Raw genomic sequence first — 18,478 nt, 5'->3', positions numbered from 1 at the left:
CTACAATAACACTATATCATCAGCATGTGCGATTTCCACATTCTGCATCTTTTTATTTCCTGACAGTGCATCTGAGGACACTTTTGCCCGGGCAACGGCAATGGCTTCGTCATTCTCATTAACGATCTCCACCACTTCGCCGCGGGTAAACCTTTCCAGCACGGCTTTAACGCCTACTGCCAGGAGGCTATGTCTCTTTTCTAATGCTTTTTGAGCCCCTGCGTCTACCTGTAAACGGCCTGTCACCAGGCTGCCGCTGGCCAGCCATTTCTTACGGGCGGGCATGCTGCATTGCTGCGGTAAACACAGGGTGCCTGTTTTGCCATCCAATGCGTTTAAAATACCATCGGGCGTATGGATACCAAAGATCACTACACGAATGCCCATGCGGGTGGCCAAACGGGCAAAGGTAAGCTTGGAGACCATACCGCCGAGGCCCAGGCTGGATTTCTTTGTATCGGCCAGGGCAAATACAGATTCATCGATCACGTCTATCTGCGGTACTACCTTGCCTTCTTTATCAAGCACCCCGCCTACCGAAGTACTGAATAGGAGGCCTGAGGCGCCAAAGCCTACCGCTATCAGGGTAGCCAGTTCGTCGTTATCAGAGAATTTAAGTTCCAGGTCGCTTACCACATCATTTTCATTGGCGACCGGGATGATGTTGCTGTCCCACAATTCCTCGTAAGTTTTCTTCAACTGCAGGAACTGCCCCCGGTTGCTGAAATGCCGTCTTTCACAAAGGCTTTGTGCGATGGCGATACCGTAGGGCTGAAAATATTGCGCATATTTATTAAGCAACAAGGGGTTTCCGATAGCTGCTGCAGCTTTACGTTCGCTGATGGTACCATTATACTGCAACAGGTGTTTCTTTCCGGCTGCTACGGCGCCGGATGATACCAGCACCATATTATATTGTGCATGCAGGGTGGCCACCTGCCTGGCAATCGCCGCTATAATTGATTCGTCCAGCTCTCCGTTCTCACGAGTAATTGAAGCCGTTCCAAACTTGATCACTAAAATAGGCTTGCTCACTGCTAATGTATTTGAGCCCCAAAATATTGAAAATATTTCGGAACCCATACCGCCATGTCAGAAAGTCCTCTATTTCCCCAGGCATAGTAGGGTATAAAGGTTACCTTGACCGGACGGGTATCATTCAATGCGGCCTGCCTGTAAAGGGTGTTATTCCACCCGGTGTCCTTCCTGAGTAGGGCAGTACCGCTTAGGGCCATCAGTTTACTGTTGTCAATTTTCATAGGCACCGGCTGCAGTTTTGCCTGTCCGGGCAGGACGATGTCAAAGAGCCTGGCGCCTTCCGGCAAGTCAGCAGACTCGAGGCAGTATACAATCGGACCGCGCTTTACCGCCACCTGGTTGCGGGTTTCCTCCACCAGTGGGTTACTTTCCATCAGGGTAACCGGCATGGGTAGCTGCAGGGAGATCACATCACCGGCCTTCCAGCTGCGGTGAAGGGCAGCATATCGACCAGCGCTAACATCAACATCTGCAGGTTTGCCGTTGACAAGCACCTTTGCATTTTTACTCCATCCGGGAATCCGCAGGAAAACAGTGAACGGCCTAGCCGGCGCCGCCTGCAGGGTAAGGGTAACGTTGCCATCCCAGGGGTAATTAGTTTGTTGCGATAACCTGAGGGCAGCTCCATCCTTAAGATGAGTAGACAGGGTATTACCGCCATACAGGTGCACCCACAGGCCTTTGTCAGAAAGGCCGTAGGCGTAATTGACAGCTTCCGCTATGGTACGCACTACGTTAGGAGGACAGCAGTTAGACAAACGGATATAATTAACCCGTCCGCCGCTCCAGCGCAGCTGGTACGGGAACTGAGCGGAGGCGCTCAACGGGTTGGTATAGAAAAAGCGATCGCCATCGAGGCTGATGCCTGAGAGTACGCTGTTATATAAGGCGAGTTCCAATACGTCTGCATATTTGGCATCGCCCGTGATCTGTAGCATGCGCCAGTTCCATAACACATTACCGATGTTGGCACAGGTTTCATTATGAGCGGTCATATTGGGCAATTGATAAGCCCTGCCATAAGCCTGGTGCGTCTTCTGGATCTGCTGTGGCTCATAGGACGTACCGTAAGGAGAAACACCATCATACAATGCGCCACAGGCGCCGGTGATGTACATTTTCCTGTATACCACATCTTCCCAAATGCTTTTAAGGCAGGCCATCAAAGAGTCTTCCCCGGTCTCCGCGTATACGTCCGCAACACCGGCATAGAGATAATTAGCGCGTACGGCGTGGCCCATGGCAGTTGTCTGCTGGCGAAATGGAACGCGGTCCTGGTTGTCATCGGTTCCGTTCTCCACATAACCGCGAATATTGATAAGGTTCTTTGCCAGCTGCAGGTAGGCGGGATTGTGGGTGGCCCGGTATAATTCTACCACCCCCATATAGTGGGACGGACAAATGGCATTACGGGCCAACTCGGGGGAAGCGGTTTTATAGAAATGATCCAGGTAATCGGCTGCCTTGATAGCAAGGTTCAGTAAGCTGGTCTTGCCTGTGACACGATAATGTACGCAGGCAGCCGTCATGAGGTGCCCCATGTTATAGGTCTCGAAATTGAGGCGGTCCTCAAATTCCTTCACGCCGGAAGCTTTATTACGCCTTGCGATCATAACGGGCGTGTGGATATAGCCGTCTTCACGCTGGGACCGGGCAATGACAGGTATGACGCTGTCCATAAGGGAGTCCAACGCTTTGTCTTTTGTAACAGCATATAAACTGGCCACGGCTTCTAGTAATTTATAAAAATCACCATCGTGAAAGGGAGGCCCGGCATGTGTGCCGGTATCCAGGCCTGCAGCAATTTCAAAGTTCTTAAAGGAATGGCTTATATCCGGATCCGTATAGGTTTTCCATAGGTGTGGCACCATAGCGTTCCTGCAAACAGAAAAGCGTTCTGCCCAGAAACCGCTGGTCCACAGCACATCCCCCATATCTATGCTGCTTAAGGGTGCAAACCTGCTTTGGGAAGTGTTTACGAGCGCTTTCTGCTGAGTAATGGCTACACCGGGTACAACAAGCAAACAGGCCAACAGCAAATGCCTGCATAACAACTGATTCATAAGTGGATGTTTTATTCAGCCAAGATAGTAATATCTTAACTATACTACACTATACTCCATATAGAATATACACCAGAGGATGTTTATCTTTAGCGAATGAAGAAGCTGTTATTCCATGTCTGCTGTTTTATGCAGCTGCCGTTATTTGCCCAGACAGGGCCGGCTGCAGATCTGACACAATATGTAAAGCCCATTATAGGCACCCAGAAAATGGGGCACACTTATCCCGGCGCAACCGTGCCTTTCGGAATGGTGCAGCTAAGCCCCGAAACAGACACCATTCCTTATGAGATGAATGGCAAATACAACCCGGATGTGTATAAATACTGCGCCGGTTATCAGTACGATGACAAGACCATTACAGGTTTCAGCCATACGCACTTCAGTGGTACCGGACATTCTGATCTTGGAGATTTCCTGATCATGCCCACTACCGGTCCCCTGCAGCTAAACCCCGGTACAGCCAGTCACCCGGAAAGTGGTTACAGGTCCACGTTCTCCCACCAGACAGAGGTAGCCGAACCGGATTATTACAAGGTAAAGCTGGATGAATACAATGTACTCGCGGAGCTAACCGCAAGCAACAGGGTAGGGTTCCATCAATATACTTTTCCGCAAACGGACCAGGCACACATCGTACTGGATCTGATGGCAGGGATCTATAACTATGAGAACAAGAACGTATGGACCTTTGTGCGGGTAGAGAACGATACGCTGATCACGGGTTACCGGCAAACCAACGGCTGGGCGCGCACCCGTACGGTCTATTTCGCAATGACTTTTTCGAAGCCTTTTTACCGGTATGGCCATGCCAACTACGCGAATGATGTGTACAAGGGCTTCTGGAGAAAGTTCGACCAGTTTCACAATTTCCCGGAGATGGCGGGAAAGCAGATAAGAGCCTGGTTTGATTTTAAAACAAACGCTGATGAAAAGATCAAGATCAAGTTTGCCCTCTCACCCGTGAGCATAGCCGGAGCTTTGCAAAACCTGCATACAGAAATACCACACTGGGACTTTGATAAAGTAAAACAGGATGGTCAGGCGCTATGGAATAAAGAACTGCAAAAAATAGCGATTGAAACCGGCAATGCCGATGATAAGATCAATTTCTATACAGCCATGTATCATGCCTTCCTTGGGCCAACTACCTATATGGATGTTGATGGCATGTACCGCGGGCTGGATCAGAACAACCATGCCGCCAGCGGCTTTACCAACTATACTACTTTCTCACTGTGGGATACCTATCGGGCATTACATCCGTTCTTCAATGTTATACAGCCCAAGCGGAATGCGGATATGATACAATCAATGCTGGCTCACTACGATCAGAGCGTGCATAAGATGCTGCCGGTATGGTCGCACTATGCAAATGAGAACTGGTGCATGACGGGTTATCATAGTGTATCAGTCATTGCAGACGCTGTGATCAAAGGCAATGCTCCTTTTGATGCCAACCATGCGCTCGATGCGTGTGTAAACACGGCCCGTTACAAACCATATGACGGTATCGAATATTATATGCAATATGGTTATGTGCCGGAAGACAAAAACTCTTCTTCTGTGTCCAAAACGCTGGAGTATGCCTATGATGACTGGTGCATTGCTCAAATGGCTAAAAAGCTGAACAGAACGGATGTCTACGATGAATTCATGAAGCGTTCACAATATTACAAGAACGTCTATGATGCATCTACCGGCTTTATGCGCCCCAAAATGAGCGACGGCAGTTTCCGTAAACAGTTTGACGCATTGACTACACACGGCCAGGGATTTATTGAAGGAAATGCCTGGAATTACAGCCTGTATGTTCCGCAATACCCGGCTGAGATGATTGAACTGATGGGTGGAAAGAAAAAGTTCGTGCAACACCTGGATTCGCTTTTCACCATGCACTTGCCGGATGCATTTTTTGCCGAAACGGAAGATATCACCCGTGACGGCATTATCGGGAATTATGTACATGGGAATGAGCCCTCACACCACGTTGCTTACCTGTATAACTGGACCGGCGAACCCTGGAAAACACAGGAACGCGTACGTATGATATTAAAGAAAATGTACAAGCCAGCGCCAGACGGTTTAGGCGGTAATGATGACTGTGGGCAAATGAGTGCCTGGTACATTTTTACCTCATTGGGCTTTTATCCGGTATGCCCGGGGGCTGATCAATATGCGCTGGGCAGTCCTGCCGTTGCACATGCCGTTTTGCAATTGGAGAATGGAAAAACTTTCATCATTGAGGCGAAGGATCAAAGTGACAAAAACGTGTATGTTCAAAAGGTACTGCTGAATGGGAAACAGCTCACTACGCCGTTTATTTCTCATGCAGACATTATAAACGGCGGCCAGCTTACTTTTTATATGGGGCCGAAAGCTGCGAAGGCAAATTATAAATAGAAAATATTACATATATATCCAAGTATGGTCACCCGGCACTTCCCGGGTGACCTACGTGTAACAGATACGCACTCCCCTGCCGCTCTCCCCGATTATTACCTGCATAAGTTGATTACATTTATACACGGAACTACAAAAAGATCCGAAATATGCAGGTACCTCCAGCTGAACAAAGTCATCTTTTTCACACCCTGGGTATTGGCCCCATCCTATTGGGGAAAAAACCACAGCATGTTGCGGGCCTGATCCCCCTGCCTGCGTACAGGCACAGGCATCTTTTCATGGTATTGCCCGATGCCAGCCGGTTCTATGTCTATAATGGGGCCCTCAAAGGCCGGCTGAACAGTCCGCAAACCGATATAGACATACGTTACCTGCTGGCGGGTATCAATGAAGAGGGCTTTATTAACAGTATATTCGTTTACCCCTTACAGGTTAACAGCCGGATCGCTGACCGCCTCAGCCAGGTATATGGTGAACCGAATGTAGACATGGGAGGACCTGGACGGAAGGCCGTGAACACACATCATTTTTGGGTAACGGAGGGTGAAACGGAGATCTGCTACGTAGGGCCTTCACAGCAAGCGCGCGAAATGGCGGTGATCGTGTTTAGGTTCTTTCATGACCTGGATGCTTTAAAACATTTCACAATAGCCTTAAAACATTGAAATTCAATATGCAGTTATATGTTTCACCTGAAAGTATAATAAAAAAGAAAAGGCCTGCTAAACAACAGGCCAATTATGGTACTTTGGGGGGGACAATACAATTGGGTTTTCACAAGAGTACAAAAATTTCTTAGGGTATATTTACAATGGATCTTAAAACTTGCATTTGAGTTTCAATTGCAGGTTCAAATTATCAAAATCAATCCAATTAAAAAGGGGAAAAGGCTGGAAAGGGAACTTTACCTATAGCAGAACAGCCGGTTTGGGCATTAAAGCAGGTAAATCACGGGCCAGAGAGCGTTAGTCCCAAACCTTTTACCAATCGAAGTTACCCGGTATTTCAGGTGGGCAATACTAACGGAAACGAGCATATATTTACGTGTTAGCTGTGGCGAAAAAACCGGTAATAACCTAGTTTGAAAATGTATAAATACGAAATAAACAACTGCGTAAATCACGGTATCAAGGTCCCCGTATTCTAACGGACTTTACAATGTTGTTTTATATATACGGGAATCAAGGGTGTGGACATTTTACTTTCCCTCTTTAAAATTCACATGTTGCGTTTCGGGTCTGAAAAACCACCGGTAAATGACGGGTGATTAATACCGTGATTTACGCAGTTTTCTCTTCATTAATCTTCATATTTTATACCGGAAATTACGGTTTTTATATTATAAAAAATTCAATATGACATGATTATAGCAATATTATAAATTTAGTTAATTTATTATCTAATGAAAATAAATAATTTATAAATAAAGTAATATCAAATTTGACCGTAGCTTTAGGATGTTATTTGATCATTAAACCTAAAATTTCCGATTATGTCCTCTACTAAACAAATCAATAAAGCGGGCAAATTCGTGGATGCTCGTCATGTGAATGAACTCCGTGAGAATTACCGTAGAGAAAGGTGGGTAAATAATACCAACCATCTTGGTAAACCCGACTCTTTAAGTGTTTGGTATAGCCTGGCTGAGTTAAAAGAATACCTGGAAACTGCTGAAGCTGCCGGTGCTGATGGGATTAGGGTGTACTTTGGAGCATATCCGTCCACATATCCTGAAAATATTCTGTTCGAAGGCCGCCAAACCATTGCGTTTGTTGCCACTCAACAGAAATCAAGCATAACGGGCAAAACCGAAAACAAAGACCTGTATATTTCCACACCCAAAGGGCCAGAAATTGTTGCATTCAACCTTGGTAGCCTTTGCCCTCCAAGCTGCCCCCAAGGCGGAGGAGGGACGAAAGATCATCCTACATTCATCATCGCGAAAAATTCCTGAGCTGTAGTAGCTATAAACTTGTTGAAAACTGCCAGACAAGCTAAACTGTCTGGCAGTTTTTTGTTATGTATGCATCCAATTCATTTGAGTTTGCTAATTTGAACTATATTTTAACTTTTATATGAGTGCCGGCCAATTGATAAATCTGCTTTCAGACATTCCTCTACATATATTCGTCATTACCCTTTGCTTTATAATAAGCATTGCCTCATTGTCCAAAAAGAACCCTCCTACGTACCTGTTACTTTTTACGTGTTACATCCTTTTAACCCTTATTGTAGAGTGTACTGCCTGGTGGTCATTTGCCCGGCATGGCCGCAATAATTTCTATATGTATAACTTCTATATAGTGTTCCACATTACGTATACAATTTACCTTTTGCGGTCGTTTCTACTGGATGGAAAGGCGAAGGCGACATTTACGTGGATCATGATGATATACCCTGGCATGGCCTTAATAAATATTTATTTTATCCAGGGAACTCATCATTTTGGCACTTATAGCTATATTGTAGGCGCTGTAATAGTGGTAATCTGTGCTATCTGTTATTTTTACCAGCGTATTAAGTTTCCCAGCAGGCACAACCTGCTGAGAGACCCATCATTCTGGATTGCCACGGGCCTTTTGTTCTTTAATACCATCACGGTGCCTTATATAGGGATTGTGAATTTTGTATCAGACCTACCGCGATATGCCTATAAGACCTTTTCCAATATTAATACTATTACCAGCATAATTCTTTACTCATTGTATTGTATATCATCATTATGCAGTCTGAATTTCCGGAAGTTGTCATCGTAATTATAACTACTACCATCCTGTTGCTTTTCCTGGTAGGGTTCATAGTTATCATGCTGATCCTGAACCAGAAGAGCCGGCTTGCCCAGGTGCAGGAACTAAGCCTGCTGAAGGAGAAGTATGAACAGGAACTGCTGCGGACCCAATTGGAGATCCAGGAAAATATCTTTGGTAATCTTTCCCAGGAGATTCACGATAATATTGGCCAGTCCCTCACCTTTGTTTCGCTGTCACTGCTTACTGTACCGGTGGAGAACGGCAGCGAGGCACACCTCTATATTGAAGAGAGCCGTAAAATGCTGCAAAAGGCCATTACAGAGCTGAGAGATCTATCAAAAGGCTTACAAACTGAACGCATCACAGAAATAGGGTTGGTAAAATCCATTGAATTTGAGCTACAAAGGCTGGAAAGAACAAATTTGTACAAAACTTCCTTTAATTTTACAGATGTCCGGAACCTGATAGATCATCAAACTGAGATCATCCTGTTCAGAACTGTACAGGAAATGCTGAATAACATTGTAAAGCATGCCAGGGCCAGTGAACTTGAAGTATATTTAACCCATGAGAACGATACTATCAGACTTGAGATCAGGGATAATGGTATCGGCTTTGACCCAGGCGCCCTGCTCGAAAAGGAACATTCCAAAGGATTAGGGCTACGAAATATCCGGAAAAGAGCTACCCTTATAGGTGGCAACTGTATCATCAACAGTATAAAGAATGGCGGAACCACTATTAAAATAACCATACCCGTAAATAAACAAACGTTTCATGAGCACCACGAAGAAAGCCAAATATAGCGTGGCTATTGCCGATGACCATGTTCTCGTACGTAAAGCACTTGGCAGGCTTATCAACACCTTCAACGATTATTTCATGCTGTTTGAGGCCAGCAATGGCGAAGAAGTAATAAAGATCATTAACAGCCGCGAAATACAGTTACCCGACATACTGATCCTGGATGTAAACATGCCCGGCATGAACGGTTATGAAACCGCCACCTGGATCAACAATCACTTTCCCCAGATCAAAGTACTGGCCCTTTCCATGCTTAATGACGAGTCAGTGATCATAAAAATGCTGAAATCAGGCGCCAAGGGCTACATCATGAAAAATGTGGAACCGGATGACCTGAGAGAAGCCTTTGACTCTATCATTAAAAAGGATTTCTATTTACCGGATTACATTTCAGGTAAGGTAATTTCTGGTCTGCAGAAGGATGTACTGTCTGTGAGCGAAAAGATAGACCTTACTCCCAAGGAAAAATATTTCCTGCAGCTCCTGTGCACAGAGCTTTCGTATAAAGAGATCGCGCAGAAGATGTACGTTAGCCCACGTACGATAGATGATTACAAGAGCAGCCTTTGTGAAAAGCTGAAAGTGAAAACACGGGTAGGCCTTGTGATCTTCGGTATAAAGTATGGCCTTATCGACATCAGTAATTGATAATGGAATTTCGGCAGCGGCGGGATCAATCATCGATCGCGTGGTCTTTTCCTACCGCACTGCCCTTCCATACCTTTTTAGCGGTCCAATCCTGAGGGGCGGCTGTCCAGAAAAGATGCCCGGGTGGCAGTCCTAAAGCAAGAAAACCAGTTGTACATAAATACAGGGAGCCGGTAGATGTATATACATCCGCTATTTCCGGTTGATGTCCGCAAAACCCTAGCTGCAGCCATCCCTCTTTATCAAATGTTCCGGGTGTTTCAAAAATATTCTTCATTACGCCGGTTAGCGCGGAACGAACCTGCGCCGGTGATAATTCTTCCGGCAAACGTTCCTCCAGGGCTAACTGCACCAGTGGCTGGAATACTGCATTGCGATAGGTCATGGAACGGCCAACCACCGGGAAAGTGCCTTCCGGAGAGATCATGCGTTCCAGTATTACCCCATAACGTTGCATCCGTTTAAGCTCGCGCTCATAGTCATTTTGAGATGCCTTACCCTGGCTCACTAATACTTTGATAATATCTGCCAGCATGGGGTGGATCACAAATGCATTGTAATAGTCAAAGTGAAAATGCGGCCCATCTCCATACAGTCCATCGCCTTTATACCACTCTTCGTGCTTCTTCAATGCATAGTCTACCCGCATGGGGTCCCACGCTTCGCCAAACTGCAGCAAGGCAGCTTCAATAATAGCAGCAAACAGCAGCCAGTTGTTATAGCCGGGCTTTATTTCACGAAGGCTTTTAAAGGCTTCAATAACCTGCTGCTTCACGTTTAGTGGCAGCGGCTCCCATAATTGTTTTGGCGCACGCAGAAAAGCATGAGCCAGGAAAGCCCCGTCTACCAGGGGTTGCCCGTCATATTTACCGGTAAAGTTCATGTAATCAGGAGAAGCGGCATCCACTGCCTGCGCGGTAGCGGCCCTTGCATACGCTATCAGACGGCCCCTTTCTTTGCCTTCAGGGGTATTGTCTGCTCCTAATTCCAACCAGGGAGCCACACCGGCCATTGTACGGGCGAAGGCTTCCAGGTAGGTAACTCTTTCTACGGGCTTGTTATAATGGGGCGCTACTTCTTTCGGCATGAACTGCCTGAGCGCTCCCTTGCTTAAATGGAACAGTACCGGTCTTGCAATACGGCTTAGCAGGCCTGCCCAATAGGCACGGTCCTGCCCATTAACCGGATGTTGAGCGGCGCCACCAACAGGCCACCAGCTACTGTCTGTATTTACAGCACCTGCCATTCCTGCCAGTGGCACCGCTTTAATAAAATTTCGCCTGTTCAAAGCTTGTATTTAGTAAACGTTATTTTTTACCCCACTGCTTATATCGCAGCAATGCCTCTACGAAATAATAATCAGCATAAGTGAGCGGCACATCTACTTCAGAATTATGCGGTGCTGAACCTACGCTGTGCATCAGGATGAAATCGTTGTTCTTTCCTTCTGTAGCCAGATATGCTGGACTGGCAAGGCTGGTCAGCATTTTTTCTGCGGCATTCCAGTAGCGGGCTACATCCTTACCGGATGCATAACGGCTTAATTCAAGCAAAGCAGCAGCAGCTACGGCGCCTGCAGAAGCATCTCTCGGCACATTGGGTATGCCGGGAGCATCATAATCCCAATAAGGTATCATGTCTGTAGGCATGTTAGGATTGTTCAATATGAAATCGGCAATGTGTTTGGCCTGGTTGAGATAGGTTTTATTCTTTGTTTCGCGGTACAGCATAGTGTAACCATATAAGCCCCATGCCTGCCCGCGGGACCATGCAGAGCTGTCTGCCGCGCCCTGGTGGGTCTTCTTCTGTAATACCGCACCTGTAGCGGTATCATAGTCTATTACGTGGTAAGAACTATAGTCGTCTCTAAAATGATTTTTAATGGTGGTATTGGCATGGGTGCGGGCTACCTTATCAAAAGAAGGATCGCCACTTACACGGCTTGCCCAGGTAAGTAATTCCAGGTTCATCATGTTGTCAATGATCACCGGGAAGGTGAAATCGCCGTGATCCCACGACTTGATACAGCCAACTTTAGGATGAAAGCGGGTAGACAGGGACTTTGCACTGGTAAGCAGCACATCCTTATATGCAGGATCTTTGGTTAAGCGATATGCATTCCCGAAGCTGCAATACATCATAAAGCCCAGATCGTGTGTATGGGTATTGTATTTTTCTTTTTCGATGATGGCCATTCGTTTCAATGCTTCCTGTTTCAGGGATTCATCTTTTGAATACTCATACAGGTACCATAAAGTGCCGGGGAAGAAGCCACTACACCACCAGCTGGATTTGGATGTCATCAGGCTGCCATCCTTATTTGTAGAGCGTGGCAGTAAACTATCGGGCACTTGCTTGCCCATCAGCTTATATTGCTTTACCGCCAGATCCAGGGCCTGATCAGCCTTCTTTACCAACTCCGGTTTAGCAGTTTGAGCCTGTACGTTTATTGCCGCAGTCATGGCAGACAACAGTACAATGCCCGTGAGTAGTTTTAGTTTTTCCATTCCGTGAATATTTGTTTATTTCTTATTTCCCTTTTTGACTTTGGGCTGCTGGCCTTTCACTACTTCTTTTCCTGCAGAAGATCCACGCTCTATCAACTGAATGGGAATTATTTCCTGGGAATACCGGTGCGTTGTTGACGGAGCCGTATTCAACATCTCGATCAAAGCGGCCGCTACCCGTTCACCCATTATCTCAGGCGACTGATCTATGGAAGTAATGGAAGGCGTAATGATCTCACTACGGGGATCATTGGAATAGCCTATTATCTTGATATCCTCAGGTACTCTTAAATTAATAGACCGGCAATACTGCAATATGGTAATGGCGGTAGTATCATTCGCTGCAAAGATGCCATCAGGATAAGGCTGTTTGTCGAAGATCTGCCTGCATGCCTGTAAGGCATTTTCGCGGGTCAGCTCCTGGTAAAAGATGCGCGACTTTTTAAACGGCAGCTTATACTGCTGCAAGGCATTCTTATAACCGGCCACCCGCTCTATATACAGGCTGCAGCTAAGCGGCCCGGAGATATGGACGATGTCTTTACACCCTTTTTTGATGAGATGCTCAGTAGCAATAAACCCACCCAGGAAATCATCCCCTTTGATCACTTTTACATTCTGCTCCAGCGGTACACGGTCAAAGAACACCAGGGGAATCTGGTGGTTCCTGAACACATCAAAGTGGGAGAAATCTGTTGTATGCAGAGTGGTAGATACGGCCAGAGCGTCTACACGGGCGGAATAGAGCGTGTTGACCAGCTCTACTTCCTGCTCAAATGAATCATTGGACTGGCAAATGATCAGATGGTAACCATGGTCCTGCAGCTTGTTCTGAATGATGGTGCTGATAGCGGCCGGGAAGAACATGGAGATCCGTGGTATGATCAATCCCACCGTGCGGCTCCTGTTGTTGCGAAGACCGGCTGCCAGCGCATTGGGCCGATAGCCCAGCTTACGCGCCATTTTCTTTACCTTCTCCTTTGTACGCACACTGATGTTGGGATGATCATTCAATGCACGCGAAACCGTTGAAACGGAAAGGTTCAGTTCTTCTGCAATATCTACGATGGTTTTTTCTGAACGTTTGCTCATATGTTAGTAATTAGCTCCGTGGAATTTATGAAATAAGTTGCTAACTACCTATCTATCTGCCCATCCATCCGCCATCTACCGTCAAAATAGTGCCGTGTACATAATCTGACGCCGCTGATGCCAGGAAGACCACCGGTCCTTTAAAGTCGGCTGTTTCGCCCCAGCGGCCGGCGGGAATACGCTCCAGGATTGAGCTGCTGCGTTTCTCATCTGCCCGCAGGGCGGCGGTATTATCTGTGGCGATATAGCCGGGAGCAATTGCATTCACATTGACGCCCTTAGACGCCCACTCATTGGCGAAGGCCTTCACCAGGGACCCTACCGCGCCTTTGCTGGCAGCGTAGCCGGGCACATTGATACCACCCTGGAAAGTAAGCAGCGACGCGGTGAAGATGATCTTGCCCTTGCCCTGCGCCAGCATAGATTTTCCTATTTCGCGCGTTAGGATGAACTGCGCATTCAGGTTGGTGTTGATCACAGTGTCCCAGAATTCGTCGGGATGCTCTGCCGCGGGCTTACGCATGATAGTCCCTGCGTTGTTCACAAGAATATCGATCACAGGAAACGCCTGCTGCACCTTTCGTATGAAGTCGTATAATGCAGAGCGGTCTGCAAAATCGCATTGCCAGGCGCTGAACTTGCGCCCCAATGCCGTCACCGCCTTCTCTACCTCGCTCCCGCTCTTTTCCAGGGAGGCAGAAACACCGATGATATCGGCGCCTGCTTCTGCAAGGGCCACGGCCATCGCCTGGCCAATGCCTCTTTTACATCCTGTGACCAGTGCGGTCTTCCCTTTCAGATTAAATAGATCGAGCACCATGCTTATCGTATTTTCCGTTTAAGTAATTACTAACGTAGAGCTGTAATAGCGCAGCCGTCCATATCTCCGTAATCCAGGTTCTCTCCTGCCATGCCCCAGATAAATGTATAATTGCTGGTACCTGCGCCCGAATGAATGCTCCAGGGCGGAGAGATCACCGCCTGTTCGTTCTGCATCCAGATATGTCTTGTTTCCTGTGGCTGGCCCCAGAAATGGCATACTGCCTGGCCCTGCGGCACCTCGAAATAGAAGTATACTTCCATACGCCTGTCGTGGGTATGCGCAGGCATGGTATTCCAGACATTGCCCGGTTTCAGCTCCGTCATGCCCATTTGCAGCTGACAGGTGGGCAGTACACTGTTCACTATCAGCTTATTGATGGTGCGGTGATTAGATGTCTCCTGGGCGCCCAAAGTTACCACTTCCGCATCCTGCCGGGTGATACGGCGGGTGGGATAGCCAGTATGTGCGGGGGTAGAGTTCAGATAGAACTTAGCAGGGGCGGCTGCATTTTTGCTGCTGAAGATCACTTCCTGTTTGCCCCGGCCTATGTATAAGGCTTCTTTGAAATCGATGTCAAACACCTCACCATCTACCTTTACAGTACCGGCCCCTCCTACGTTAATGATGCCCAGCTCCCTGCGTTCCAGGAAATAGGCTGCCTTCAGCTGATCTACGGGAAGCAGCGCAACTTCTTTGCTTACCGGCATTACGCCACCGGTAATAAAGCGGTCATAGTGGCTATAGACCAGTCTTACCGTATCCTGTTCGAATAGTTTTTCTATCAGTAAAGCTTCCCGTGTTTGTGCTGTAGTCCAGGTCTTCACTTCCTGGGGACTGTTTGCATATCTTGTTTCTGCGGTGGTACTCATGCCTCGGTAGTTTTGAAATACATGGTAAGATAATTCTAAATAGTGAATCTTGCAAACGTTTGCATAATTTGTCCTTCCTCTTTAGCGGTTTATTAGTTTCTTTGCTTCCCAAACTGTCAAAATCTTATCAAGGATTAACATTTTAGTATTAAAATCAAAATCATATATTCCCTACTTTAGTATTATGAACACATATCTGCAAATACATCCTGACGATAACGTTCTGGTGGCCCTACAGGACCTCCCGGGCGGCACTAAGATACAATTCAACGGCACTTCTCTGGCACTGGTAAAAGACGTTCCCGCAAAGCATAAGTTCATGCTCACCGACCTGAGGGAAGGTGATCCGATTGTAATGTACGGTGTATTGGTAGGTAAGGCAACTGAGCCCATCCACAAGGGCGAAATCATCACAACAGGCAATGTGCGGCATGAGTCCAACACTTTCCATGAAAAAGACGCAAATATACAGTGGAACGCCCCGGATGTGAGCCGCTGGAAGAACCGTACCTTTATGGGTTACCCCCGTAAAGACGGCCAGGTTGGTACCCGCAACTACTGGCTGGTAATACCGATGGTATTCTGTGAAAACAGGAATGTGGGCGTGATCAAAACCGCCTTCGAAAAAGGCCTGGGCTTTGCACCGCCGGAAGTGTACAATGAGCAGGTAAACGACCTGGTAAACCTGTACAAGAATGGAAATGTAGATGCTATCAAAACCTATCAGCCGGTTACTGCAACAGAAACCGTTACACGAAAGAACAGCGTATTTCAAAATATAGACGGCATTAAATTCCTGATACATGAAGGAGGCTGCGGAGGCACCCGCCAGGATGCTGAAGCGCTGTGCGCCTTACTGGCAGGATATATTCACCATTCCAATGTGGCGGGAGCTACGATCCTCAGCCTGGGCTGCCAACATGCGCAGGTATCCATCCTGCAGAATGCGCTTAAAAAGCTGAATCCTTCCTTTGATAAGCCGGTACTGGTATTTGAGCAACAGAAAAGCAAATCAGAATTTGACATGCTTTCTACTGCCATTAAAGAAACCTTCCTGGCCCTTATTGAGGCAAACAAAGTAGAACGTCAGCCTACTCCCCTTTCCAAGCTGGTAATAGGCCTGGAATGCGGCGGTTCAGACGGATTTTCGGGCATATCCGCCAACCCGGCGGTGGGGCATACTTCCGACCTGCTGGTTGCTTTAGGCGGTACTTCTATCCTGTCTGAGTTCCCGGAGCTGTGCGGCGTAGAGCAGGAGCTGATCAACCGCTGCGTATCAGAAAACGCTTCAGAGAAGTTTATCCGTATTATGCGTGCTTATGAAAGCCAGGCAGAATCTGTAGGCTCCGGCTTTTATATGAACCCTTCACCCGGTAATATCAAAGATGGCCTGATCACAGACGCGATTAAATCTGCAGGGGCGGCCAAGAAAGGCGGTACCTCTCCTGTGGTGGACGTACTGGACTATACAGAATATGTAACCAAACCGGGGCTTAACCTGCTTTGCACACCGGGCAATGATGTAGAATCTACTTCCGCAGAGGTAGGCTCCGGCGCCAATATCGTATTGTTTACCACCGGTTTGGGCACACCTACGGGCAACCCCATTGCCCCGGTTGTTAAACTGGCTACCAATACCCGTCTTGCACAACGCATGCCCGATATTATCGATATCAATACCGGCGCTATCATCAGCGGTGAAAAGACCATTGCAGAAATGGGCGAAGAAATACTGGAATTTGTGATCAAGTCTGCCAGCGGCGAAATTACTACCAAGGCAGAACAACTGCACCAGGACGACTTTATTCCCTGGAAACGCGGCGTGAGCCTCTAAACGATCAAGCACACTTTACATATTGCAACAAGAAAGAAGGTGTATCAAAAGTGATACACCTTCTTCTTTATACCTGGTTCGGCCTAAATCCCGCTACTATTGCGGCGGAGGCCCAGGATGTCCGGTATATGTCCGGTATTTCCCCGGTAGTTGTGGGGTAGATGTTCCGTCTCTTATAAGGTACCGGACATCCACCTGAAATCTACCCCTCTATTACCTGAATAGTACCGGGAAATAATATGAATTAGCGCAAAACGAAAAGAGCCCGTCCGCTGGCGGACGAGCTCTTTTTCAATATTGATCATCGTTCTTTATTCTTCTTCTTTGATACTAACCTGTTCCATACGTGGTGCAAAAAAGTGCATGATCACCCAGGCCAGCAAATAAGCAAAACCACAGATAACAAACAGGATATTATAGCCGATATTGATATTTCCCAGCAGCTTATAGTGATCCAGCAGGGAGCCTACAAATAAAGGGAACAACATACCGCCCAAAGATCCTGCCATGCCGCCAATGCCTACTACTGAACTTACGGCATATTTCGGGAACATATCTGAAACAGTAGTAAAGATGTTTGCAGACCAGGCCTGGTGAGCAGCGCCTGCCAGTCCCACCAGCGCTACAGCTGCCCACATGTTGCCGGAATAGGGAGCAATGATCACCGGTACAACACAAAGGGCAAAAGCGAACATAGATGTTTTACGCGCTTTGAACACAGGCCATCCTTTCTTTATCAGGTAAGAAGAGATCCATCCGCCCCCTATGCTGCCAACACTGATCATGGTATAAATGATAATGATCGGCAAACCATTATTTGCTTTCATATCTACATTAAAAGCAGAAGCCAGGTAAGAAGGCAGCCAGAAAAGGAAAAACCACCAGATCGGGTCTGTCAGCAGTTTACCAAACACAAAGGCCCAGGTCTGGCGGATCCCGAACAGCTTCAACCAGCTGATCTTATGTTTGTCTGCTGCCGGTTCTACTGTATCGCTGTGAATATAATCGTATTCTGCTTTTGAAACCCGTTTGCTCCTGGAAGGTACTTCATAGAAGATAAACCAGAATATCAGCCAGATAAAGCCAATGGCGCCTGTCCAGATAAAAGCGCTCTGCCAGCCCTGTGTTCTCGCTATCGAATATACGATGATCGGTGCAACTACCGGGCCCAGGTTGGCGCCTGCATTAAAGATACCGGTAGCAAGGGCTCTTTCCTTTTTGGGGAACCATTCTGCAACCGCTTTAATGGCGGCGGGGAAATTACCTGACTCGCCCAGACCAAGGGCAGCACGGGCTACGCCAAAACCAAATGTGGACTTTGCCAATGCATGTGCCATGGCGGCAACGCTCCATACGATGAGAGAAATGGTATAGCCTAATTTAGTACCTATTTTGTCTACGAAACGGCCAAAAGCCAAGAGGCCCAGGGCATATGCAGCAGAAAAGGCAGCAACGATATAACCGTAATCTTTCTCTGTCCAGCTAAACTGAACCTGCAGGTCGTCTTTCAGCAATCCAATTACCTGCCTGTCTATGTAGTTGATGGTGGTAGCAAAGAAAAGCAGCGCACAGATGGTCCAACGATAACTTCCGGTTTTTGTGGAATTCATTCTAATTATTTTGGAATTTATAAAGCAAAGGGTT

Annotated in this window: 14 protein-coding genes; 6 read left to right on the top strand and 8 right to left on the bottom strand. The window is 47.1% G+C overall.

Translation table 11 applies throughout. The features are described from left to right. Positions 1–1,035: a glutamate 5-kinase gene (gene proB, locus ACR9Y8_RS23360; protein ID WP_481215668.1), complete on the bottom strand. Its 1,035-nt coding sequence runs from the start codon at positions 1,033–1,035 to the stop codon at positions 1–3. A gap of 2 nt (positions 1,036–1,037) precedes the next feature. Continuing rightward, positions 1,038–3,101, bottom strand: coding sequence for an aceric acid hydrolase (locus ACR9Y8_RS23355; protein ID WP_481215667.1), 2,064 nt, complete (start codon positions 3,099–3,101; stop codon positions 1,038–1,040). A 96-nt stretch (positions 3,102–3,197) separates the two neighbouring features. Here ACR9Y8_RS23355 and ACR9Y8_RS23350 point away from each other — a divergent pair, with 96 nt between their 5' ends. The 5 genes from ACR9Y8_RS23350 (at position 3,198) to ACR9Y8_RS23330 (ending at position 9,709) form a co-directional block, all read left to right on the top strand. Further along, entirely contained in the window at positions 3,198–5,504 is a 2,307-nt protein-coding gene (locus ACR9Y8_RS23350) for a GH92 family glycosyl hydrolase (protein WP_481215666.1), read from the top strand. 149 nt (positions 5,505–5,653) lie between these two features. Further along, positions 5,654–6,172 carry a hypothetical protein gene (locus tag ACR9Y8_RS23345; protein WP_481215665.1) on the top strand — a complete coding sequence of 173 codons (519 nt, stop codon included), beginning with the start codon at positions 5,654–5,656 and terminating at the stop codon, positions 6,170–6,172. Positions 6,173–6,999: 827 nt separating this feature from the next. Then, positions 7,000–7,461 carry a hypothetical protein gene (locus tag ACR9Y8_RS23340; protein WP_481215664.1) on the top strand — a complete coding sequence of 154 codons (462 nt, stop codon included), beginning with the start codon at positions 7,000–7,002 and terminating at the stop codon, positions 7,459–7,461. A 768-nt stretch (positions 7,462–8,229) separates the two neighbouring features. Further along, on the top strand, positions 8,230–9,063 hold the full coding sequence (locus ACR9Y8_RS23335; protein ID WP_481215663.1) for a sensor histidine kinase: 834 nt from the start codon (positions 8,230–8,232) through the stop codon (positions 9,061–9,063). Continuing rightward, positions 9,035–9,709 (top strand): response regulator, encoded by a 675-nt coding sequence (locus tag ACR9Y8_RS23330; RefSeq protein WP_481215662.1) that lies wholly within the window; start codon positions 9,035–9,037, stop codon positions 9,707–9,709. The genes ACR9Y8_RS23335 and ACR9Y8_RS23330 overlap by 29 nt, the downstream gene beginning before the upstream one ends. A 25-nt stretch (positions 9,710–9,734) precedes the next feature. On the opposite strand, the gene ACR9Y8_RS23325 is transcribed toward ACR9Y8_RS23330, so the two are convergent. Genes ACR9Y8_RS23325 through kduI form a run of 5 tightly spaced genes read right to left on the bottom strand, consistent with a single transcriptional unit; the run spans position 9,735 to position 15,000 of the window. Further along, a complete protein-coding gene (locus ACR9Y8_RS23325) occupies positions 9,735–10,997 on the bottom strand; it encodes a DUF2264 domain-containing protein (RefSeq protein WP_481215661.1) in 1,263 nt (420 codons plus the stop codon). A gap of 19 nt (positions 10,998–11,016) precedes the next feature. Continuing rightward, positions 11,017–12,216 (bottom strand): glucuronyl hydrolase, encoded by a 1,200-nt coding sequence (locus ACR9Y8_RS23320; RefSeq protein ID WP_481215660.1) that lies wholly within the window; start codon positions 12,214–12,216, stop codon positions 11,017–11,019. A 15-nt stretch (positions 12,217–12,231) separates the two neighbouring features. Next, entirely contained in the window at positions 12,232–13,308 is a 1,077-nt protein-coding gene (locus ACR9Y8_RS23315; RefSeq protein ID WP_481215659.1) for a LacI family DNA-binding transcriptional regulator, read from the bottom strand. A gap of 52 nt (positions 13,309–13,360) precedes the next feature. Then, a complete protein-coding gene (gene kduD, locus ACR9Y8_RS23310; protein WP_481216242.1) occupies positions 13,361–14,125 on the bottom strand; it encodes a 2-dehydro-3-deoxy-D-gluconate 5-dehydrogenase KduD in 765 nt (254 codons plus the stop codon). A 32-nt stretch (positions 14,126–14,157) separates the two neighbouring features. Continuing rightward, positions 14,158–15,000, bottom strand: coding sequence for a 5-dehydro-4-deoxy-D-glucuronate isomerase (gene kduI / locus ACR9Y8_RS23305; protein ID WP_481215658.1), 843 nt, complete (start codon positions 14,998–15,000; stop codon positions 14,158–14,160). 184 nt (positions 15,001–15,184) lie between these two features. On the opposite strand from kduI, the gene ACR9Y8_RS23300 reads away from it, so the two are divergent. Next, positions 15,185–16,834 carry a UxaA family hydrolase gene (locus ACR9Y8_RS23300; protein WP_481215657.1) on the top strand — a complete coding sequence of 550 codons (1,650 nt, stop codon included), beginning with the start codon at positions 15,185–15,187 and terminating at the stop codon, positions 16,832–16,834. A 311-nt stretch (positions 16,835–17,145) separates the two neighbouring features. On the opposite strand, the gene ACR9Y8_RS23295 is transcribed toward ACR9Y8_RS23300, so the two are convergent. Continuing rightward, on the bottom strand, positions 17,146–18,444 hold the full coding sequence (locus tag ACR9Y8_RS23295) for an MFS transporter (RefSeq protein WP_481215656.1): 1,299 nt from the start codon (positions 18,442–18,444) through the stop codon (positions 17,146–17,148). Positions 18,445–18,478 lie beyond the last annotated feature (34 nt).

The organism is Chitinophaga sp. SVR4-12A, assembly GCF_056754765.1.
Note: the sequence above shows the minus strand (reverse complement) of the source record. Positions and strands in the feature narration are given on the sequence as shown.

Coding starts and splice junctions, on each gene's coding strand:
- ACR9Y8_RS23355 (WP_481215667.1), bottom strand. CDS start 3,101: ATGAATCAGTTGTTATGCAGGCATTTGCTGTTGGCCTGTTTGCTTGTT.
- ACR9Y8_RS23350 (WP_481215666.1), top strand. CDS start 3,198: ATGAAGAAGCTGTTATTCCATGTCTGCTGTTTTATGCAGCTGCCGTTA.
- ACR9Y8_RS23345 (WP_481215665.1), top strand. CDS start 5,654: ATGCAGGTACCTCCAGCTGAACAAAGTCATCTTTTTCACACCCTGGGT.
- ACR9Y8_RS23340 (WP_481215664.1), top strand. CDS start 7,000: ATGTCCTCTACTAAACAAATCAATAAAGCGGGCAAATTCGTGGATGCT.
- ACR9Y8_RS23335 (WP_481215663.1), top strand. CDS start 8,230: ATGCAGTCTGAATTTCCGGAAGTTGTCATCGTAATTATAACTACTACC.
- ACR9Y8_RS23330 (WP_481215662.1), top strand. CDS start 9,035: ATGAGCACCACGAAGAAAGCCAAATATAGCGTGGCTATTGCCGATGAC.
- ACR9Y8_RS23320 (WP_481215660.1), bottom strand. CDS start 12,216: ATGGAAAAACTAAAACTACTCACGGGCATTGTACTGTTGTCTGCCATG.
- ACR9Y8_RS23315 (WP_481215659.1), bottom strand. CDS start 13,308: ATGAGCAAACGTTCAGAAAAAACCATCGTAGATATTGCAGAAGAACTG.
- kduI (WP_481215658.1), bottom strand. CDS start 15,000: ATGAGTACCACCGCAGAAACAAGATATGCAAACAGTCCCCAGGAAGTG.
- ACR9Y8_RS23300 (WP_481215657.1), top strand. CDS start 15,185: ATGAACACATATCTGCAAATACATCCTGACGATAACGTTCTGGTGGCC.
- ACR9Y8_RS23295 (WP_481215656.1), bottom strand. CDS start 18,444: ATGAATTCCACAAAAACCGGAAGTTATCGTTGGACCATCTGTGCGCTG.